This is a genomic window from Neorhizobium tunisiense (assembly GCF_039631515.1).
GTDB lineage: Bacteria > Pseudomonadota > Alphaproteobacteria > Rhizobiales > Rhizobiaceae > Neorhizobium.
Window position 1 is genome coordinate 854,789 of sequence record NZ_JBDIUU010000001.1, and the last position, 19,122, is coordinate 873,910.

Annotated in this window: 20 protein-coding genes; 11 read left to right on the forward strand and 9 right to left on the reverse strand. The window is 62.7% G+C overall.

Features of this window, described 5'->3' with window-relative positions:
- Positions 1-365 precede the first annotated feature (365 nt).
- A complete protein-coding gene (gene aspS / locus ABCW43_RS04460) occupies positions 366-2,156 on the reverse strand; it encodes an aspartate--tRNA ligase (protein WP_345922273.1) in 1,791 nt (596 codons plus the stop codon).
- Between the two features lie 105 nt (positions 2,157-2,261).
- Complete coding sequence (locus ABCW43_RS04465; protein WP_345922274.1) at positions 2,262-3,194, reverse strand: LysR family transcriptional regulator; 933 nt, start codon at positions 3,192-3,194, stop codon at positions 2,262-2,264.
- Positions 3,195-3,320: 126 nt separating this feature from the next.
- On the opposite strand from ABCW43_RS04465, the gene ABCW43_RS04470 reads away from it, so the two are divergent.
- The 3 genes from ABCW43_RS04470 to rnd all read left to right on the forward strand — a co-directional run bounded on the left by ABCW43_RS04470 (position 3,321) and on the right by rnd (position 6,298).
- Positions 3,321-3,677, forward strand: a complete 357-nt coding sequence (locus ABCW43_RS04470) for an antibiotic biosynthesis monooxygenase (protein WP_345922275.1) — start codon at positions 3,321-3,323, stop codon at positions 3,675-3,677.
- Positions 3,678-3,836: 159 nt separating this feature from the next.
- A complete protein-coding gene (locus ABCW43_RS04475; protein ID WP_345922276.1) occupies positions 3,837-5,075 on the forward strand; it encodes an MFS transporter in 1,239 nt (412 codons plus the stop codon).
- A gap of 77 nt (positions 5,076-5,152) precedes the next feature.
- Complete coding sequence (gene rnd, locus ABCW43_RS04480; protein WP_345922277.1) at positions 5,153-6,298, forward strand: ribonuclease D; 1,146 nt, start codon at positions 5,153-5,155, stop codon at positions 6,296-6,298.
- A gap of 40 nt (positions 6,299-6,338) precedes the next feature.
- On the opposite strand, the gene ABCW43_RS04485 is transcribed toward rnd, so the two are convergent.
- Positions 6,339-6,503, reverse strand: coding sequence for a FitA-like ribbon-helix-helix domain-containing protein (locus ABCW43_RS04485; RefSeq protein ID WP_345922278.1), 165 nt, complete (start codon positions 6,501-6,503; stop codon positions 6,339-6,341).
- Between the two features lie 205 nt (positions 6,504-6,708).
- Between ABCW43_RS04485 and ABCW43_RS04490 the strand changes: the two genes are divergently transcribed.
- A complete protein-coding gene (locus ABCW43_RS04490; RefSeq protein ID WP_345922279.1) occupies positions 6,709-7,026 on the forward strand; it encodes a hypothetical protein in 318 nt (105 codons plus the stop codon).
- On the opposite strand, the gene ABCW43_RS04495 is transcribed toward ABCW43_RS04490, so the two are convergent.
- Positions 6,998-7,405 (reverse strand): DUF2000 family protein, encoded by a 408-nt coding sequence (locus ABCW43_RS04495; RefSeq protein WP_345922280.1) that lies wholly within the window; start codon positions 7,403-7,405, stop codon positions 6,998-7,000. The genes ABCW43_RS04490 and ABCW43_RS04495 overlap by 29 nt on opposite strands.
- Here ABCW43_RS04495 and ABCW43_RS04500 point away from each other — a divergent pair.
- Positions 7,404-8,348 carry an AraC family transcriptional regulator gene (locus ABCW43_RS04500; RefSeq protein WP_345922281.1) on the forward strand — a complete coding sequence of 315 codons (945 nt, stop codon included), beginning with the start codon at positions 7,404-7,406 and terminating at the stop codon, positions 8,346-8,348. The genes ABCW43_RS04495 and ABCW43_RS04500 overlap by 2 nt on opposite strands.
- A gap of 128 nt (positions 8,349-8,476) precedes the next feature.
- Positions 8,477-9,847, forward strand: coding sequence for an esterase-like activity of phytase family protein (locus tag ABCW43_RS04505; RefSeq protein ID WP_345922282.1), 1,371 nt, complete (start codon positions 8,477-8,479; stop codon positions 9,845-9,847).
- Between the two features lie 62 nt (positions 9,848-9,909).
- On the opposite strand, the gene ABCW43_RS04510 is transcribed toward ABCW43_RS04505, so the two are convergent.
- The 5 genes from ABCW43_RS04510 to ABCW43_RS04530 form a co-directional block, all read right to left on the reverse strand.
- The gene (locus tag ABCW43_RS04510) at positions 9,910-10,617 is read right to left on the reverse strand and encodes a DJ-1/PfpI family protein (RefSeq protein ID WP_345922283.1); all 708 of its coding nucleotides are present in this window, start codon (positions 10,615-10,617) and stop codon (positions 9,910-9,912) included.
- A 137-nt stretch (positions 10,618-10,754) separates the two neighbouring features.
- Entirely contained in the window at positions 10,755-12,275 is a 1,521-nt protein-coding gene (gene ppx, locus ABCW43_RS04515) for an exopolyphosphatase (RefSeq protein WP_345922284.1), read from the reverse strand.
- 5 nt (positions 12,276-12,280) lie between these two features.
- Positions 12,281-14,473 carry an RNA degradosome polyphosphate kinase gene (locus tag ABCW43_RS04520; RefSeq protein ID WP_345922285.1) on the reverse strand — a complete coding sequence of 731 codons (2,193 nt, stop codon included), beginning with the start codon at positions 14,471-14,473 and terminating at the stop codon, positions 12,281-12,283.
- 76 nt (positions 14,474-14,549) lie between these two features.
- Positions 14,550-15,269 carry a DnaA regulatory inactivator HdaA gene (gene hdaA, locus ABCW43_RS04525; protein ID WP_345922286.1) on the reverse strand — a complete coding sequence of 240 codons (720 nt, stop codon included), beginning with the start codon at positions 15,267-15,269 and terminating at the stop codon, positions 14,550-14,552.
- 7 nt (positions 15,270-15,276) lie between these two features.
- Complete coding sequence (locus tag ABCW43_RS04530) at positions 15,277-16,491, reverse strand: AI-2E family transporter (RefSeq protein ID WP_345922287.1); 1,215 nt, start codon at positions 16,489-16,491, stop codon at positions 15,277-15,279.
- A gap of 178 nt (positions 16,492-16,669) precedes the next feature.
- Between ABCW43_RS04530 and purM the strand changes: the two genes are divergently transcribed.
- Genes purM through ABCW43_RS04555 form a run of 5 tightly spaced genes read left to right on the forward strand, consistent with a single transcriptional unit; the run spans position 16,670 to position 19,121 of the window.
- Complete coding sequence (gene purM, locus ABCW43_RS04535) at positions 16,670-17,743, forward strand: phosphoribosylformylglycinamidine cyclo-ligase (protein ID WP_345922288.1); 1,074 nt, start codon at positions 16,670-16,672, stop codon at positions 17,741-17,743.
- The gene (gene purN, locus ABCW43_RS04540; protein WP_345922289.1) at positions 17,740-18,420 is read left to right on the forward strand and encodes a phosphoribosylglycinamide formyltransferase; all 681 of its coding nucleotides are present in this window, start codon (positions 17,740-17,742) and stop codon (positions 18,418-18,420) included. The genes purM and purN overlap by 4 nt, the downstream gene beginning before the upstream one ends.
- 55 nt (positions 18,421-18,475) lie before the next feature.
- The gene (locus ABCW43_RS04545; protein WP_345922290.1) at positions 18,476-18,715 is read left to right on the forward strand and encodes a type II toxin-antitoxin system Phd/YefM family antitoxin; all 240 of its coding nucleotides are present in this window, start codon (positions 18,476-18,478) and stop codon (positions 18,713-18,715) included.
- Positions 18,715-19,005: a type II toxin-antitoxin system VapC family toxin gene (locus tag ABCW43_RS04550; RefSeq protein WP_345922291.1), complete on the forward strand. Its 291-nt coding sequence runs from the start codon at positions 18,715-18,717 to the stop codon at positions 19,003-19,005. The genes ABCW43_RS04545 and ABCW43_RS04550 overlap by 1 nt, the downstream gene beginning before the upstream one ends.
- Entirely contained in the window at positions 18,984-19,121 is a 138-nt protein-coding gene (locus ABCW43_RS04555) for a type II toxin-antitoxin system VapC family toxin (RefSeq protein WP_345922292.1), read from the forward strand. Before ABCW43_RS04550 ends, ABCW43_RS04555 begins: the two co-directional genes overlap by 22 nt.
- Position 19,122 lies beyond the last annotated feature (1 nt).

Here is a 19,122-nt window from a genome sequence, read left to right on the forward strand (position 1 = left end):
GGCGCCATCGGACCGAACCTGCACGTGTGGAGATTATACGCCCATGCTCGAAACTTGACCAGCGGCCCACGCCACGGCGCAGAATTACTGCGCATCCAGGTGTTGTCACATAAACCATGTGTCAGTCAGCGGGGCATGGAGTTGTCGCCTTATCGAGCGATGATCGAACGATGCCGCTGCTGTCTGCGATCGGGCGGAGTTGCCGTCTACATCGCTTCCGCAGCATGGTACGAGAAACAGATTTTCCCTTCTCCGATGCCATCGGAGCGGTCCGCTTCGCCGCATAATGTACAAAGTCGAGCTCGGAGATTGAATCAAAAAGCCCGGCGCTTGGCCGGGCTTTTTCAGTTCAGCGTCCGAAACGCTCAGTCCTTCTTCGGCGTCGGCATCACCCGGATCGCCAGTTCGCGCAGCTGCTGGGGCGTTGCCGGCGACGGGGCGCCCATAAGCAAGTCCTGCGCCTGCTGGTTCATCGGGAACAGCGTCACTTCGCGCAGGTTCTTGGCGCCGACGAGCAGCATGACGATACGGTCGATGCCGAAGGCAGCGCCGCCATGCGGAGGCGCGCCGTACTGGAAGGCACGGTACATGCCGCCGAACCGGTCCTCGACATCCGCCTGGCTGAGGCCGACTTTTTCGAAGGCCTTGACCATCAGTTCCGGCGACTGGTTGCGGATCGAGCCCGAAGCGATTTCGAAGCCGTTGCACACCGCGTCATACTGGTAGGCCTTGATCGTCAGCGGATCCTGGTTTTCCAGCGCCTCGATGCCGCCCTGCGGCATGGAGAAGGGGTTGTGGGCGAAATCGATCTTCTTTTCTTCCTCGCTCCATTCGTAGAACGGGAAGTCGACGATCCAGCACATTTCGAAACGGTCGCGGTCGACGAGGTTCAGTTCCTCGCCGGCGCGGGTGCGGGCTTCGCCTGCGAACTTGTAGAACTTGGCCGGGTCGCCGGCGACGAAGAAGCAGGCGTCGCCGTCATCGAGGCCGAGCTGGGTGCGGATCGCCTCGGTGCGCTCCTCGCCGATGTTCTTGGCGAGCGGGCCGGCGCCTTCGAGCTTGTCGCCTTCCTTGCGCCAGAAGATGTAGCCGAGGCCCGGCTGGCCGGTCGACTGCGCCCAGGCGTTCATGCGGTCGCAGAAGGCGCGGCTACCGCCGGTCTTGGCCGGGATCGCCCAGACTTCGACCTTCGGGTTCGAAGCGATCATGCCCGCAAACACCTTGAAGCCGGAGCCGGCGAAATGTTCGGTGACGGCCTGCATCTCGATGGGGTTGCGCAGGTCCGGCTTGTCGGAACCATATTTGCGGATCGCCACGTCATAGGGGATGCGCGGCCAGTCCTTGGTGACCGGCTTGCCTTCGGCGAACTGCTCGAACACGCCGGTCATCACAGGACCCATCGTGTTCCAGACGTCTTCCTGGGTGACGAAGCTCATTTCGAGGTCGAGCTGGTAGAACTCGCCCGGCAGGCGGTCGGCGCGCGGGTCTTCATCGCGGAAGCAGGGGGCGATCTGGAAATAGCGGTCGAAGCCGGCCACCATCAGCAGCTGCTTGTACTGCTGCGGCGCCTGCGGCAGGGCGAAGAACTTGCCTTCATGGATGCGGCTCGGCACCAGGAAGTCGCGCGCGCCTTCCGGCGACGACGCGGTCAGGATCGGCGTCGAATATTCGGCGAAACCGATCTCGCCCATGCGGCGGCGCATGTCGGAAATGATCTGGGTGCGCTTGACGATGTTCCGGTGCAGGGTTTCGCGGCGCAGGTCGAGGAAGCGGTATTTCAGGCGCACGTCTTCCGGATAGTCCGGCTCGCCGAACACCGGCAGCGGCAATTCCTTGGCCGCGGAGAGCACTTCGATCTCCTGGGCATAGAGTTCGATCTCGCCGGTCGCCATGCCCTTGTTGACGGTCTCTTCCGAGCGGGCCTTGACGAGGCCGTCGATGCGGATAACCCACTCGCCGCGGACGATCTCGGCGGTCTTGAAGGCCGGGCTGTCCGGATCGGCGACGACCTGGGTCATGCCGTAATGGTCGCGCAGGTCGATGAACAGCACGCCGCCGTGATCTCGCACGCGATGCACCCAGCCGGACAGGCGGACGGTCGATCCGACGTCGGACTTCTTGAGGGCGGCACAGGTATGGCTGCGGTAACGGTGCATTTCGGTATCCTGGACGGTTGTGTTTTGCGGTCTTTCGGCGTGCGAAGCACGGCCTGCCGGCTTTATGGAAAATCGGCGGGACAAGCGCATGGCCCGCCCCATTTGTCAAGGCTTGGCGGCGGAGCCTGCCGTGAGCGGCGCAGCCGCGGCGGCGTCCACAACCAGATTATCCGCCATAAAATCCACAAAGGCGCGGATTTTCGGCGACAGAAAACGGCCCGTGGGCCAAAGCACGCGGAAGGTTCCCGTCTGGACGACATGGTCGTCCAGCAAGGTGATCAGGCGCCCGTCCCCGAGCTGCGGCCCGATGACGAAGGGAGGAAGGCAGGCTATGCCGAAACCCTCCTCGGCAAGATGGATGATCGGTTCAAGCGTGCTGGCGGTGACGGAGACCGGCAAGACCAAGCGCGCACCGCCATCTTCAATGGCGAGCGGCCAGGGTTCGAGCTTTCCGGTGCTGGGATAACGATGGTGCAAGCATTTGTGATCCAGAAGGTCCGGCGGCACCGCAGGCCGACCGCATGCCCGGAGATAGCCGGGCGAGGCGACGATCCGATGACGGAACGAGCCGAGCTTGCGGCTCATCAAACGTGTGTCCCGGACTTCGCCGGTGCGGATGACCGCGTCGAACCCCTCTTCGATCACGTCCACCAGGCGATCGGTAAAGTCGAGATCCATGGTGATTTCGGGATAGGCGCGCATGAAGGCCGAGATGGTCGGCATCAGGAGCATGCCAACCAGCGGTAGGCTGACGCGCAGCATGCCGCGAGGGGCGGCGCGCAACCGCGACAGCTCCGATTGCGCTACATCCAGTTCCGACAGGATACGCCGGCACGTATCCAGAAAATAACTGCCCTCCTCCGTCAGCGTCATGCTGCGCGTGGAACGGTGGAAGAGGCGCACGCCCATCTCCTGCTCCAGCCTCGCCACCGCCTTGCCCACGGCGGAACTCGATATCCCGAGCCGCCGCGCGGCGGCGACAAAGCTGCCACCCTCCGCCGCCTGAACGAAGATGCCGAGTGTTCCCAACCTGTCCATCACCACTCCAATTACGGAACTTATATCCGCACTGTTACGAATATCGGATTATTTATCCGTCATCATCACGCCAGTATCCAGTTGCGGCGCGGCTCAGACCGCCTCCCGACCGAAAGGACCTAAAAGATGGATACGATTCTTACCGCCGGCTTCTCTGCAACGCCGAAACCGACCACTTTCATCGTCAACGTCATCCACGCTCATCCCGGCAAGCAGGAAGAAGCCTTCCGCATCATTCAGGATGTCGTTCACTACGTCGCGGAACGGAAGGAAGGCTTCCTCTGGAGCAACCTCGCCAAAAGCACGGACGGCAAGACCGTGGTGAATATCGAAGCCATCCGCGATGCCGGCAACGTCGACGATTTCTTCTCCGATCCGGTCTTCCGCGAAAAGTTCCGCAAGCTCGACGAAGTCTCCACGTTCGAGTTCCACACCTATGGCGTCGACGATCTCATCCTGCCCAAGCTTGGCCAACAGGGTTAGCACCACCTTGGCAGAAGCCCCGACCGCGGGGCTTCTGCATCCAAGCACAAACTCCCGCGCGAGAGGGCCGGGCAAGGTCGTTTATGACTGTATTGGACAGCGCTGACGCGATAGAAACGCATTGTCATCTCCGACAGCGATTCTCTTCCCCCGGCACCCATGAGCCATATCCGTCCGTTGATCCCCCTCCTCGTCACCGCAGGCATCCTGATCGGCGGCAACGGGTTGCAGGGCACCTATATCGCACTGCGCGGCTCGGCTGAGGGCTTTTCGCCCTCGACGATCGGCATGATCGGCGCGGGCTACAGCATCGGGTTTGCCCTCGGCTGCATGTACGTGACACGGCTTTTGCGCCAGATCGGCCATATCCGCACCTTCTCGGCGATGGCCGCGGTGACGGCGTCCGCTTCGATCGGCATGTCGATGATCGTCGACCCGACCTTCTGGTTCGCGATGCGCTTCGTGACGGGCATTGCCGTCGCCAGCCTGTTTGCGACGGTCGAGAGCTGGATCAACGCCAAGGTCACCAATGCCAACCGGGCGCGCACGCTCTCCATCTACCGTTTCGTCGATCTCGGCTCAGTGACGGTGGCGCAATACATCATCCCGACCGTCGGCATCGAAGGCCCGTTCATCTTCAACATCATCACAATCGCGCTGATCCTGTCGCTGGTGCCGATCTCGATCGCCGACAAATCCAGCCCCGCGCCGCCGCAGGCAATCGCCTTCGACCTCAAGGCCGTCTGGCGGATCTCGCCGCTCGCGGTGGTGGGCGTCATCTCGGTCGGCCTGTCGATGGCAGCCTTCCGCAATATCGGGCCGATCTATGCGGCAGAGATCGGCATGAGCATCACCTCGATCGCCACCTTCATGAGCGCCGGCATCATCGGTGGCGTGGTGCTGCAATATCCGCTCGGCCTCTATTCAGACCGGCTCGACCGGCGCCGTGTCATCCTGTGGACGACGATCGGCTCGATCATAACAGGCGCCTACCTCTCCTTCGGGGCGGGTACCAACGAGACCGCCAATATCGTCAGCGTCTTCCTGTTCGGCGCCTTCTCGATGCCGCTCTATTCGCTGTGCTCGGCGCATGGGAACGATTATGCCAAGCCTGGCGAGCATGCGCTGGTTTCGGCCGGCCTGCTGTTCTACTGGTCGGTCGGCGCGACGATCGGGCCGCTGCTCGCCTCGATCCTGCTGCAATATTTCGGCCCTCGGGCCTTCTTCGCCTATACCTCGTTCATCTTCCTGGGCTTCATGATCTTCACGCTGAGGCGCATGCAGGCGCGTCCCTCCGTGCCTCCTTCGGAACGTTCCTGGCGCTTCCGCTCGCTGCTTCGGACATCGGCCTATTTCAACCGGCTCGCCGGCCCGCCCGATAAAGACGAGCGCGAGTAACGCTTAAACACCGTTGCGTATTGACATATGCGGCCGGAAGGAGAAGGAAGGTTGATCACCCTCACGTGAATGAAACGATGATCCAAACGACCGCTGCACTCGAAGAAGCCTGCATCCAGCTGGCCCAATCGGACTTCATCACCATCGACACCGAATTCCTCAGGGAAACGACCTTCTGGCCTGAGCTGTGCCTCATCCAGATGGCAAGCCCGACGGTGGAGGTGCTTGTCGATCCCCTCGCCAAGGGGCTGAGCCTGAAACCCTTCTTTGAGCTGATGGCCAATCCCGCCGTCACCAAGGTGTTTCACGCCGCCCGACAGGACATCGAAATCATCCACCATCTCGGCAATCTGGTGCCGCATCCGATCTTCGACACCCAGGTCGCCGCCATGGTCTGCGGCTTCGGGGATTCGGTCTCCTACGACCAGCTCGTCAGCCGCATCAAGGACGTCCATATCGACAAGTCGTCGCGCTTCACCGACTGGAGCCGCCGGCCGCTTTCCGACAAGCAGCTCGAATATGCGCTGGCCGACGTCACCCACCTGCGCGACGTCTATCTCTTTCTCAAGGCCCAGCTCGAGCGCGAAGGCCGCGCCCTGTGGCTGACCGAGGAAATGGCCGTGCTGGAATCGCCCGGCACCTATGATCTGCATCCGGACGACGCCTGGCAGCGCCTCAAGTCGCGGCTGCGCAAGCCGACCGAACTCGCCGTCCTGAAATTCGTCGCCGCCTGGCGCGAGCGCGAAGCGCGCAGCCGCAACGTGCCGCGTTCCCGCGTGCTGAAGGACGACGCGATCTACGAGATCGCCCAGCAGCAGCCGAAGGACGTGGAAGCCATGTCGCGGCTGCGCACCATCCCGAAGGGCTGGGAACGCTCCGCCTCCGGCACCGCGATCATCGAAGCGGTCAATGCAGCACTTGCCCTGCCGAAGACCGAGATGCCGCATGCGCCGAAACATGTGCATGTCCCGGAAGGCACCGCCGCCGCCGTCGAGCTGCTGAAGGTTCTCCTGAAGCTGATCTCCGACAAGCAGGGCGTCGCCGCCAAGATCATCGCCAACACCGACGATCTCGAAAAGATCGCCGCCGAGGGTGAGGCCGCCAATGTCGGTGCCCTTTCCGGCTGGCGCCGCGACCTGTTCGGCGAAACGGCCTTGAAACTGATCAGTGGCGGCGTGGCCCTGCGCTTCGTCAACAAGAAGGTCGAGGCAGTGGAGCTTTAGAGCTTCCACGCCGCAGTGAAACAATCAGCCAGCGTTGAATTTATGCCGGCTGCCCGGGGCTTTGCGCAGCTTGCAGATCTGGCAGCAAGACGTCAGTTAAAATCTGCTCTATTTCGGCCTCGACGCTTCGCCCGTTCTTGTCGGCGCGCGCTTTGAGCAACCGCATCAGTTCATCGGACAGATTGATGGTGATAGCATTCATCATAGCCCCCGCCCGATCCATTCATTCATCCACGATACCGCCGGATCAAAAGCTTTTCAACGCGAGCCCAGCCCATGTCCCAATCCCTCCTCCCGGAAACCGGCCGGGATTTTGTGACAAGACCCCGACCCCATATCGCCGGGGGCCATATGGGCGAGTGCCGGCGGGCGGGTTTCTCTACCTTGGCGCCGGAAGGATGGACGGCACGATGAGGTTTCCCTCTTCCCGCGTGCTGGTTGCGATCGTCATCCTGCTGTCGCTGCTGCTTGTCGTTATTATGGAATCAGCTGGACTGGGTGCCTTCCCCCTGCCCTGGGTCCGCCCCATCACCCGGACCCTATGCGCCGCCAACCTGATCGTGGCGCTGGTGGGTCTAGGATCCCCGCGATCGGCTGCCTGGATCAACTACCTGCTCCTCAGCATCGCCACTTATATCTTGGCCTCGGCCACGCCGATCGCCGCGCTCTGGATCATTCCGAAGAATATGTTCTTCGCAGTCACTTATGCATTTTCGAGCCTTTGGTAATCTTGTCGGCGATCTTCTTTTCGGCCCTGAGCGCGATGCCGACCAGTTTCGCATCCTCCGGCGCAAACTGCGCGAAGACCTCGCGGTTGGCCGCGTCATGACCAGTCGAGAACATCTCCTCGACATAGGCCGATATCGTCACCTCCCGTTCCAGCGAGCGACGGTGGATGGTGCGCAGCGTCTCCCGGTCGGCGGTCAGCACCACGATCGGCTGGATGCTCATCGGATTGTAGACATGACCCGCCGCATCCCGATATGGTTCACCGATGATCGCGGGATTTTGCGCGATGATGCCGCTTGTCAGGAAGGCGGTCACGTTGAGCTCCTGCCAGGGGGCGAGGTCATCGCGAAGCACGATCGCGATCTTGGTATCGAACATGAAAAACAACTCCGTGGAAGGTTATGCGGGAACTGACGGGATAACGGCGGCCGGTGCCCCGGGTCTTGAACGTTCGTGCAACTCGGGAGCCACGGCCGAAGGCAGCGCAAGAGGCGCGCCTGACGACAGCGCAAGGGGCGCGCCTGATGGCATCGTCCAGGCGCCCTCGTCGCGCGGCATCGAGCGGATCGAGGCTCGCTTCCACGGCAACGGTTTCGAGCCCCATCGCCACGATACCTACGCACTCGGCGTGACGCTTTCCGGCGTCCAGACTTTCCAGTATCGCGGTGCCGCCCGCGCCAGCCTGCCCGGCAATGTCATCGTGCTGCATCCGGACGAGGTGCATGACGGGGCGGCCGGCACCGATGCCGGCCTGCGCTACCGAATGCTCTACCTGCCGCCGGAGCGGCTGATCGAGGCGGCCGGCGGTTCGCGCGGTCTGCCCTTCGTGCCGGATCCCATCATAGCGGATGCGGAATTCCGGCAGTGTCTTGCCGAAGCTCTGGACGATCTCGAAGCCGAGCCGCAGGACCTGCTGCTTGACGACCTGATCGCCCGCATGGCGACATACCTCTGGCGCCACGCGGACGGCAAGGGCGGTGCGGCGGGCACGGCGCGCGCGCAGCAGGCGGTTCTGCGCTGCCGCGATTACCTGCAGGCGAACGCTGACCGGACGGTTTCTTCGGAGGAACTGGAGGAAGTCAGCGGTTTCGATCGCTATACGACCGCCAGGCAATTCCGCAAGCTTCTGGGAACCAGCCCGCACCGCTATCTCGTCATGCGCCGGCTCGACCGGGCGAAAGTCCTGCTGTCACAAGGCGGCAGCCTGGCGGAGATCGCGGCCGATACGGGCTTTGCCGACCAGGCGCATTTCACCCGGCATTTCAAGAAGACGTTCGGCATGACGCCGGGCCGCTGGATGGCGCTTCGCAGAAGCGCGTAAAGCCTCCATGCGCCTGTAAAATTTCAGTCATCAAAGCTTCATCGAAGCGTCAATCATCCATCACCTCCCCGTCACGCACTCGCCTTAACCGGTTGGCGTCTTTGACACGCCAACCAACAGGTGACCCCATGACCAAATTTCTGCTCGCTACCCCCGTAGTGATTGGCGCGCTCGCTGCGCTGATCGGTGGCCCCGCTTCTGCTGACGACAAGGTTTTCCCGGCCAAGCTCACCGGCCAGGCGATCCTGCCCGCCAACACGGTCGTTCCGGCTCCGGCCGACGCGCCGGCGTTCCTCAAGACCTCCGGCAAGTTCACCACCGCCGACCGCAAGCGCACGGAAGCCCTCGGCACCCTGCCGGGCAAGGACGGCGCCCGCGTGACAGACGTCAAGCTGCCGCTCGACGGCCAGCCGGTGCAGGGTTTCTCCGGCATTAAGACAATGGCTGACGGCACCTTCTGGACGCTGTCGGACAACGGTTTCGGCGGCAAGACCAATTCCTCCGACGCCATGCTGTTCCTGCACCAGATGAAATTCGACTGGGCCGCCAACAAGGCCGAAGTCGTCAAGAATGTCTTCCTCTCCGACCCGAACAAGATCGCGCCGTTCCCGATCGTCACGGAAGCTTCGGAAACCCGTTACCTCACCGGCGCCGATTTCGACATCGAATCGATCCAGCCGGTTGCCGACGGCTTCTGGCTCGGCGACGAATTCGGCCCCTACCTGATCAAGGTCGACATGCAGGGTCGGCTGACCGACGTCGTCGCTACCACGGTCGACGGCAAGCCGGTCACGTCTCCCGACAGCCCGCTCGTCCAGCTGCAGGCGAACCCGATCGCCAAGGCACCGGTCTTCAACGTGAAGCGTTCCGGCGGTTATGAAGGCCTTGCAATGTCCAAGGACGGGGCCAAGCTCTACGGCCTGCTCGAAGGCCCGCTCTACAAGGAGGACGGCAAGGTCGAAGACGCAGAGGGGCTGACTGCGCTGCGCGTCATCGAGTTCGACATCGCCTCCAAGAAATGGACCGGCCGCTCCTGGCTCTACCCGCTCTCCAAGGGCGGCGAGGCGATCGGCGACTTCAACATGATCGACGCGACCACCGCTCTCGTCATCGAGCGAGACAACGGCGCCGGCACCGCCGACAAGCCCTGCGCCGACCCGGCAAAACCCGAGCCGACCTGCTTCAACGCGCCTGCCAAGCACAAGCGCGTCTACAAGATCGAAATGACCGACGCCAATTCCGGCAAGGCGGTCCGCAAGATCGGCTATATCGACCTGATGAACATCCAGGACCCGGACAACAAGAAGAAGGCCGGCAGTGTCGCCGGCGTCTACGACATGCCGTTCGTGACGATCGAGAACGTCGACGTCATCGACGCCACCCGCATCATCATCGGCAACGACAACAACCTGCCCTTCTCGGCAGGCCGCGCCGTCGACAAGGCCGACAACAACGAGTTCAGCGTGCTCGAAGTGGGTGAATTCCTGTCTGCCAAGTAAGCAGCAGACGTCCCAAAAGCAAAGAGCGTCCGGTGAACGCCGGGCGCTCAGGTCCGCGACCGCTATGCGGGCCGAGATTCTCCCCTAAGTCTGGATATCGCGTCGGCATCGATGGCTCTTATCTGATCTGCGATATCCGAAGGTGCTTCCAACGCCTTCACTGTCGCAGGGTCGGCGGTCATGGGCGATCCGGCGAATGGAGGTTCAGGCGCATATTCCATCATCAACTGGATTTTCCGCGCTACCTCTTCACCTGCCAGTTTGGCGGCCATGACCAAGCCAAGATCGATACCTGCCGTCACGCCGCCACCGGTGGCCCGCGTCCGGTCAAATACGACCCGCCGGTTTACGGGAATTGCTCCGAAAGCTGAGAGCCGATGCAGCGCCGTCCAGTGAGTGGTGCACTCGTAGCCCTGAAGCAGACCGGCGGCAGCAAGCACCAGCGTACCCGTGCAGGCCGCCATCAGGAACTGGCAGCCTGGCTCCTGACGCTTTAGAAACGAGAGAAGGCGTTCGTCCTGCATCGCATCCAGATGACCGGGCCCGCCCGGAACAACCACGATGTCGAGCTGACCGCATGCTTCAAGCGGCATGCTTGGGACAATACTCAGTCCGCTCGCACTTCGAACGGGAGCGTGACCGTCAGCCACCAAATGGCAACGGGTATCGGGCAGCCGCGTCAGAACTTCCCAAGGCCCAGTCAAATCGAGCTGCGTCAGTCCGGTAAACAGGACAAAGCCGATCTCACGAGGGCGCGCATTCAGAGACATCGAATCTTGCTCAGCCGATTAAACGGGTAATGTCAGTTCGCGAGCATACACGAGAAAATACTGTTGGACGCAACCTGACAATTTCTGATGCCCTGCCGCGAGGCAGCCGCTCTCCTGCCCTCTCCCGCGAGCCCGCCCTACTCGAACCGGAACGCCAGCCGTTTGCCTGTCAGCCTCGCCAGCTGCTGCAAACGCCCGTCCAGCCGCTCCCCAGCAAAATCGCGGTAGGCGGAGGGCACCACGAATTCGAGGTCGAGGTCCGGCTCGGAGGACGGGCGGAAGGTCAGGTTGTGGACGAGGCCCGGCATCGAGGCCGAGAACAGGTAGACGACCCGGAGCAGCCCGCCGAGCAGTTTTGCAAGGTCGAGCAGGCGTGGCGTGGCGATCGTCGCCAGCGGACCGGTCGCGCCGTCGTCGTGCAGTCCTTCGAAACGGTAGTAGTTGGCGAGCGCCAGATAGGCGCGGCCGGCATGGGTGATGCCGACGAAGGAGGAGTGGGCGATCAGGTTCAGCGCCTGCAGGCCGCGATAATCCGGATGGGCCCGCCAGCTGATATCGGCGAGCAGGCAGGCGGCCTGGCGATAGCGGCTTTCCTCCTCCGTCTCGACGATCCCGAAAGCAGGCACCATGCGGCCGGTCCAGTCGGCGAGCTCGCGGGCGTGTTCGGGCGACCGGGCGCGCAGGATGGCGAGCTGGTCGGCAGCGACCAGCAGCGGATCGCCCGCCTTCTCTTCGTCGGAAAGCAGCGAATAGAGATAACCTTCGCGGACGCCCTGCGCCGAAAAGCTCACCCTGGCGGGCTTCATCACCGCCAGGACTTCCTGCATGGCGATGGCGCCGAAGGGCAGCAGCGAACGGCGGCTCTTGGAAACGGCCTGCCAGGCGGGATCCTTGCTGTCCTTGGCGGCGATCACCTCGTCGAGGAATTTCTGCATATCATCGAGAGACAGCTCGTAGCCCTGCATCATGTGCAGCGGATACTTGCTTATTTCCATGTGCAGCTTGGCGATGTTGCGCCAGGTGCCGCCGACGGCATAGAAGGTGCGGCCCGCGCCGTTCTCCAGGAACCGCGCCGTGTTCACCTGCTTGCGGGCGAAGGTGCGTGCCTTGGAGAGCGAATTGCCGGAGGATTCCGACAGCCGCAGGCCACCCAGCGGCAGGGTGATGCCCTTGCCGAATTCCGTGCCCTTGATATCGATCAGCTCCAGCGAGCCGCCGCCGAGGTCGCCGGCAATGCCATCGGGATCATGAAACCCGCTGATGACGCCGAGCGCCGAATACCGCGCCTCTTCCTCGCCGGACAGAAGCTGGACCTCCTGGCCGAGGATCTTTTCCGCCTGGGCGATGAAATCCGGCCCGTTCGACGCTTCGCGGGCGGCTGCGGTCGCCAGCACGTAGACTTCGGTTGCCTGGGCCTGACTGGAGAGCGCCCGAAAGCGCTTCAGAGACAACAGTGCGCGCGCCACGCCCTCGTCGTCCATGCGGCCGTTCGAACCCAATCCCTTGCCGAGGCCGCACAGCACCTTCTCGTTGAAGAGGACGGTCGGCGCGCGGGAAAGGCCTTCGTAGATGACGACGCGGACGGAGTTCGAGCCGATGTCGATGACGGAGACAGGAGCGATCCCCGGAAGGCGCCCCTGGGCTTCTGATCGTACCATATTGCCTATTTCTTGCGTCCGGACACCAGGCCGGCGATAAGTTTCGGAGCACTCGACTTCAGGGCTTCACCGCGCCCCGAGAGGCTCGGATTGGTCATGAAATAGTGCTGCGCGTTAAAAGGTTCCTCGCCCTTGCGCACTTCCATGCGCCGCGACGTGCCGTCGGCCAATATCTCGTAGCTCTGCTGGTTGTCAATCAGGTTGCCCAGCATGATCTGTGAAAGCACTTGCTCATGCACAGTCGGATTGAGAAGCGGCACCAGCGTTTCGACGCGGCGATCGAGGTTGCGCGGCATCATGTCGGCCGAACCGATATAGACCAGCGCCTTGTCGGACGGCAGGCCGAAACCGTTGCCGAAGCAGAAGATGCGGCTGTGTTCCAGGAAGCGGCCGACGATCGACTTGACGCGGATATTGTCGGAGAGGCCGGCCACCCGCGGACGCAGGCAGCAGATGCCGCGCACCACGAGGTCGATCTCGACGCCGGCGCGGCTGGCGCGATAGAGCGCGTCGATGATTTCCGGATCGACCAGCGAATTCATCTTCATCCAGATCGCCGCCGGCTTGCCTTCCTGGGCATGGCAGATCTCTTCCTCGATATGGCGCAGGATGCGCGGCCGAAGCGTATAGGGCGAGACCGCCAGCTTCATGCTTTCGGCCGGCTCGCCGTAACCGGTGATGAAGTTGAAGATGTTCGCCATGTCGTGGGCGATCTTCGGGTTGCAGGTGAAGAAGGACAGATCCGTATAGATCTTGGCGGTGATCGGGTGATAGTTGCCGGTGCCGAGATGGCAATAGGTCCTGAGCTTGCCGTCCTCGCGGCGCACCACCATCGACATCTTGGCATGCGTCTTCAGTTCGATGAAACCGAAGACCACCTGCACCCCGGCGCGCTCCAGGTCGCGCGCCCAGCGGATATTCGCCTCTTCGTCGAATCGGGCCTTGAGCTCGACCAGCGCCGTCACCGACTTGCCGGCCTCGGCCGCGTCGATCAGCGCCCGGACGATCGGGCTGTCGTTCGAGGTGCGGTAGAGCGTCTGCTTGATGGCGAGCACGTCCGGGTCGCGCGCCGCCTGCAGAAGGAACTGCACAACCACGTCAAAGGATTCGTACGGATGATGGACCACCATGTCCTTTTCGCGGATGGCGGCGAGGCAGTCGCCGGCGTGTTCGCGGACCCGTTCGGGAAATCGGGCATTGTAAGTCTCGAAGCGCAGGTCGTCGCGCGGCGCCTTGGTGATTTCCGACATGGTGTTGAGCGCCAGGAGGCCCGGCAGCACCGCGACGCGATTGTCCGGCACACCGAGTTCCTGCACCACGAACTGGCGCAGCGACGCCGGCATTTCCGAATCGGTCTCGATGCGGATGACCTTGCCGCGGCGGCGGCGTTTCAGCGCCGTCTCGAAGAAGCGCACCAGATCTTCGGCCTCTTCCTCGACTTCGATATCGCTGTCACGGATGATGCGGAACGTGCCGGCGCCCTTCACCTCATAACCGGGGAAGAGCCGGTCGGTGAACATGCCGACCACATCTTCCAGCGTGATGTAACGGATCGCGGTGTTGAGGTCCGGCAGGCGGATGAAGCGGTCGAGCGTGGTCGGCAGGCGAAGCAAGCCCGTCATAGGCTCCTTGCCGTGCTTGCTGTGCAGCTGCAGGCCCATCGAGAAGCCGAGATTGGGGATGAACGGGAACGGGTGGGCCGGGTCGATCGACAGCGGCGTCAGGACCGGGAAAAGCTCGTCGTCGAACGAGTTCGACAGCCAGGCGCGATCCTCGGCCGAGAGCGCTGCCGGCCTGACGATCAGGATGTCTTCCTTGGCGAGATATTGCTGCAGCACGGCGAGCGAGGCCTGCTGCTCCATCTGCAGGTTGTCGATCTCCTGCAGGATATTGTCGAGCTGTTCGGCCGGCGTCTTGCCGTCGGGTGAGCGGATGACGATGCCCTGCCGCACCTGGCCTTCGAGGCCGGCGACGCGCACCATGAAAAATTCGTCGAGATTGGCGGCCGAGATCGACAGGAAGCGGACCCGCTCCAGAAGCGGATGGGCGGTGTTCAGCGTTTCCTCGAGAACGCGGCGGTTGAACTGCAGCCAGGAAAATTCACGATTGATGAACCGGTCCGGACTGGTCATCAGGTCGAGGTCGGTATTAGCCGCCTCCAGGCCGGGCTCGCGCGTCTCAGTCGTGATCGAATCCATCTCATCCATCCCATGCTGACCCTTGGCCATGCTAACCCTAAGGGCTGCTTACAGTTTGACGAGGGAACTGTCACAGTCAATCGTCAGAACCGGCGCCGGTTCCGGAATTCCCAAAATCATTCAGCACTTCGGCCGCGAGCGGTCGGGTGATGCGCGTGCCCCGCGCCAGCGCCAGGCGGTCCAGCCGCTCGACGATCGTCTGCGCCGCACCGAGCGACCGCTCCATCCGGTTGACGATGTAGCCAACCAGCTTGTCGTCGATATAAAGCTGGCGGTCGGCGAACAGTTTTACGATCACCTGCGCCAGCAGGTCCTCATCGGGCTCACCGATCTCCACGACCGTCGCGGCCTTCAGCCGGGATTTGAGGTCCGGCAGGGTGACGCCCCACGAAACCGGCCAGAGGCGCGAGGTCATCAAAAGGCTATGGCCGTTCTCGCGCACGCTGTTGATGACGTGGAAGAGTTCGGTCTCGTCGAAACCGCGGCGTTCGGCATCCTCGAATAGGACCGGACCTGCCGCGGCAACCGTCGCGGCATTCGAACCGGTGAGAGGATGGATGTCGGCAGCACCCGCCTTTTCCCGCCAGATATGCGCCAGGTGCGATTTTCCCGACCCCACCGGGCCTGCCAGCACGACGACCGGCGACGGCCAGGCCGGCCATTCGTCGACGATCGCCACCGCCGCAGCCAGCCGTTCGGACACCAGGAGATCATCCCGGGTTCTCGCCGCATCATGGGTGAATTGCAGCGGCAACTGCTCTTGCCTGCGCCGCTCGCGCTCGCTCGTCTCGGTCATTGGTCTTTCAAATGCTCTTCTGAGAGGCATTCGCTTGAGAATCATCCGGCGCGTGAGGATCATTCGGGGCGTTTACCTCTGCACCGTTTCCGGCATGCTCCAGCACCTGCGGCGGCTCGGCTTCTTGCCAAGGAAGAACGGCCGCCCGGCCGTAATAGATGTCGCTGTCAAGATACCGCGACAGCACGAAGCGGACAAGCACGCCGACGACTGCGGCCGCCGGCACGGCGATCAGCAGGCCGACGAAGCCGAATATCGCGCCGAAGGCGAACAGCGCGAACATCAGCCAGACCGGGTGCAGGCCGACGCTTTCGCCGACCAGCTTCGGCTGAAGAATATTGCCCTCGATGAACTGGCCGACGAAGAAGACGCCGGCGACGGTGAGGATCCACGGATAATCCGGCCAGAACTGCACCAGCGCCACGCCGACAGAGAGCACCAGGCCGATCAGCGAACCGATATAGGGAATGAAGCTGATCATGCCGGCGACGAACCCGATCAGAAGCCCGAAATTGAGCCCGACCACAGACAGGCCGACCGCATAGAAGATGCCGAGAATGAGGCAGAGCGAGCCCTGGCCGCGAATGAAACCGGCGACCGATTCATCCATTTCCCGGGCAATCTCGCGGACCGTCGCCACCTGGTCGCGCGGCACCCAGCTATCCACCTTGGCAACCATGCGGTCCCAGTCGAGCAGGATATAGAAGGCGACGACGGGGGTGACGATCAGAAGCGACACGACGTCGATGATCGCCTTGCCGGAATTCCAGATCTGGGTGAGCAGCGAACCGACGAAACCGGCACCCTGGCTCAGCACTTCGGAGAAATTCTGCTTGACCGTCTCGATCTGGGCGCTGATCCAATGCGGCAGGAACGAGCTTTCCGGGCTCGATATGATCTGCTGCAACTGGGAAATATAGCCCGGCAGGGCGGCCGCGAACTCGGTGAACTGGTTGATGATGATCGGGATCACCAGCATCAACGACAGCGCGAAGACCAGCACGAAACAGACAAGGATCACCACCGTCGCCATCAGCCGGCTCAGGCCTCGCCGTTCCAGCCAGTCGGCCACCGGATCGAGGAAATAGGCGAGAGCCATGCCTGCCACGAAAGGCAGGAGAATGGAGCGGAAGAACCAGAGAAACACCACGAAGACAATGAGAACGCCGACCCAGAAGAAGACGTAGCGCTTCAGGCTCGCGCCGCTGATATGATATGCCATCGCCGCTTCCTCTGAATTGCCCGGGCAAAAAAGGGATAGGGAAGCCCGCAACCCAGGTCAAGGGTTTGGAAGCGGTGCAGCAAGACCTGTGAAAAGCCTTCAAAACCGCGTCCAACGCTTGCATCCGGCGCCATGTCGTGCAATTGCGGGCCGCTACAACGATCATTGGAGATGAACGATGAGCGAGGCGGGCAAGAACGGTCTCACCTATAGCGATGCCGGTGTTGATATCGACGCGGGCAACCTCATGGTCGAGAAGATCAAGCCGGCGGTGCGCTCCACCCGCCGCCCCGGCGCCGACGGCGAGATTGGTGGCTTCGGCGGCCTCTTCGATCTGAAGGCCGCAGGTTTCACCGATCCGATCCTGGTTGCCGCAAACGACGGCGTCGGCACCAAGCTGAAGATCGCCATCGACGCCGATTTCCACGACACGGTCGGCATCGACCTCGTCGCCATGTGCGTCAACGATCTGGTGGTCCAGGGCGCCGAGCCGCTGCTGTTCCTCGACTATTTCGCGACCGGCAAGCTCGATCCGGACCAGGGCGCGGCAATCGTCTCCGGCATTGCCGCCGGCTGCCGCGAAGCGGGCTGCGCGCTGATCGGCGGCGAGACCGCCGAAATGCCCGGCATGTATTCCGACGGCGACTACGATCTGGCCGGCTTTGCGGTCGGTGCCGCCGAACGCGGCCAACTGCTGCCGGTCGGCGACATCGCGTCCGGCGACGTCATCCTCGGCCTCACCTCGTCGGGCGTCCATTCCAACGGCTTCTCGCTGGTCCGCAAGATCGTGACGCTTTCGGGCCTGGCATGGGACGCACCCGCCCCCTTCCGTGAGGGCATGACTCTGGGTGAGGCGCTTCTGACGCCCACCCGCATCTACGTAAAGCCGCTCCTGAAGGCGATCCGCGAGACGGGCGCGCTGAAGGCCCTCGCCCACATTACCGGCGGCGGTTTTCCGGAAAACATTCCCCGCGTGCTGCCGAAACACCTGGCGGCCGAAGTCGATCTTGACAGCATTCCCGTGCCGCCCGTCTTCTCGTGGCTCGCCAAAACCGGCGGCGTCGAGGCGAAGGAAATGCTGCGCACCTTCAACTGCGGCATCGGCATGATCGTCGTGGTCGCGCCGGAAAACGCCCAGGCGGTCGTCAACATCCTGACCAATGAAGGCGAGATCGTCGTGCCGCTCGGCCGTATGGTCGAACGTCCCGAAGGCGGCGCCGGCGTGATCTACCAGGGCACGCTCGGCCTATGAGCACATCCGCGGCAGAAACGGCGCGCAAGAAGCGCGTCGCCGTGTTCATCTCCGGCGGGGGCTCCAACATGCTGGCGCTCGCCGAAGCCTGCGCCGCGCCGGATTTTCCTGCCGAAATCGTCGCGGTGTTCTCCGACAAACCGGCGGCCGGCGGCATCGAGAAGGCGCAGGCGCGCGGCATCAAAACCTTCGTCTTCGAGCGCAAGGTTTTTTCCGGCAAGCCCGAACACGAGGCGGCGATCCTTGCAGCACTCGAGGAGGTCCAGCCCGACATTCTCTGCCTCGCCGGCTACATGCGGCTTTTCTCCGCCGAATTCATCAGCCGCTACGAAGGCCGCATCCTCAACATCCACCCTGCCCTGCTGCCGCTCTTCCCGGGCCTCCACACCCATGAACGCGCCATCGAAGCCGGCGTGAAGATCGCCGGCTGCACGGTGCATTTCGTCACCGAAGGCATGGACGAAGGCCCGATCCTTGCCCAGGGCGCCGTCCCGGTGCTTGCCGACGACACCGCCGAAACCTTGGCCGCCCGCGTGCTGACCGTCGAGCACAAGCTCTATCCGCTGGCGCTGAGGCTGCTGGCGGAAGGCAAGGTGCGGATGGAGAGTGGCAAAGCAGTCTTCGAGGGCCTTTCAGCGGCCGGCGAGGCCAGGCTGATCTCGCCCGAGTTGCCGTAATTGACTGCAACGGCAACTGCGATCATCATTGCTGCCGGTCTACGGGAGCGCGGACATGACGATCACGGTGAATATCAGCGACACTAGTCTTGCCGAACTGCTGGCAAAGGTGGAAGCCGGCGAAGAGATCATCCTCGCGCGCGGTGACGTTCCCGTTGCAAGAATTGCTCCGGTCGCTATCGGTGACAACGAGCGGCGCAAGAAGGCGATCGAGGATATACTCGCCTTTCGGGCGAGGATGCCAAAGATCACCCAGGAAGAAATCGCCGAATGGAAGGCAATCGGCAGACGCTGATGGCTGATTTCGTCGTCGACGCGTCGGTCGTATGCAGCTGGGTTTTGCCCGATGAAAATTCGCCGGTGGTCGTGGCCGCCTTCGAGAAGCTACAAACCGCGAACGCCATCGCTCCGGATGTTCTCTGGCATGAGGTGCGCAACGTCCTCATGATGGCACGAAGACGCAAGTGCATCGATTTTGCGGCAGTCCGCGAGGGCATCGGCCTGTTGCGTCAACTCAACATCGTGACACGTCCGTCGCCAGGCGACGGACGTCATCCTCGACCTTGGCGGAACGCCACAAGCTGACCGCTTATGACGCCGCCTATTTCGCGCTGGCCGTCGAGACGAAATTGCCGCTGGCAACGCTGGACCGCCAGTTGATCGACGCAGCGGCACAGGACGGCGTACCGCTGCTGGCTTAGC

Bases quoted from the DNA above. Each gene is read 5' to 3' on its own strand.
- aspS (WP_345922273.1), bottom strand. From the start codon at position 2,156: ATGCACCGTTACCGCAGCCATACCTGTGCCGCCCTCAAGAAGTCCGAC.
- ABCW43_RS04465 (WP_345922274.1), bottom strand. From the start codon at position 3,194: ATGGACAGGTTGGGAACACTCGGCATCTTCGTTCAGGCGGCGGAGGGT.
- ABCW43_RS04470 (WP_345922275.1), top strand. From the start codon at position 3,321: ATGGATACGATTCTTACCGCCGGCTTCTCTGCAACGCCGAAACCGACC.
- ABCW43_RS04475 (WP_345922276.1), top strand. From the start codon at position 3,837: ATGAGCCATATCCGTCCGTTGATCCCCCTCCTCGTCACCGCAGGCATC.
- rnd (WP_345922277.1), top strand. From the start codon at position 5,153: ATGATCCAAACGACCGCTGCACTCGAAGAAGCCTGCATCCAGCTGGCC.
- ABCW43_RS04485 (WP_345922278.1), bottom strand. From the start codon at position 6,503: ATGATGAATGCTATCACCATCAATCTGTCCGATGAACTGATGCGGTTG.
- ABCW43_RS04490 (WP_345922279.1), top strand. From the start codon at position 6,709: ATGAGGTTTCCCTCTTCCCGCGTGCTGGTTGCGATCGTCATCCTGCTG.
- ABCW43_RS04500 (WP_345922281.1), top strand. From the start codon at position 7,404: ATGAAAAACAACTCCGTGGAAGGTTATGCGGGAACTGACGGGATAACG.
- ABCW43_RS04495 (WP_345922280.1), bottom strand. From the start codon at position 7,405: ATGTTCGATACCAAGATCGCGATCGTGCTTCGCGATGACCTCGCCCCC.
- ABCW43_RS04505 (WP_345922282.1), top strand. From the start codon at position 8,477: ATGACCAAATTTCTGCTCGCTACCCCCGTAGTGATTGGCGCGCTCGCT.
- ABCW43_RS04510 (WP_345922283.1), bottom strand. From the start codon at position 10,617: ATGTCTCTGAATGCGCGCCCTCGTGAGATCGGCTTTGTCCTGTTTACC.
- ppx (WP_345922284.1), bottom strand. From the start codon at position 12,275: ATGGTACGATCAGAAGCCCAGGGGCGCCTTCCGGGGATCGCTCCTGTC.
- ABCW43_RS04520 (WP_345922285.1), bottom strand. From the start codon at position 14,473: ATGGATTCGATCACGACTGAGACGCGCGAGCCCGGCCTGGAGGCGGCT.
- hdaA (WP_345922286.1), bottom strand. From the start codon at position 15,269: ATGACCGAGACGAGCGAGCGCGAGCGGCGCAGGCAAGAGCAGTTGCCG.
- ABCW43_RS04530 (WP_345922287.1), bottom strand. From the start codon at position 16,491: ATGGCATATCATATCAGCGGCGCGAGCCTGAAGCGCTACGTCTTCTTC.
- purM (WP_345922288.1), top strand. From the start codon at position 16,670: ATGAGCGAGGCGGGCAAGAACGGTCTCACCTATAGCGATGCCGGTGTT.
- purN (WP_345922289.1), top strand. From the start codon at position 17,740: ATGAGCACATCCGCGGCAGAAACGGCGCGCAAGAAGCGCGTCGCCGTG.
- ABCW43_RS04545 (WP_345922290.1), top strand. From the start codon at position 18,476: ATGACGATCACGGTGAATATCAGCGACACTAGTCTTGCCGAACTGCTG.
- ABCW43_RS04550 (WP_345922291.1), top strand. From the start codon at position 18,715: ATGGCTGATTTCGTCGTCGACGCGTCGGTCGTATGCAGCTGGGTTTTG.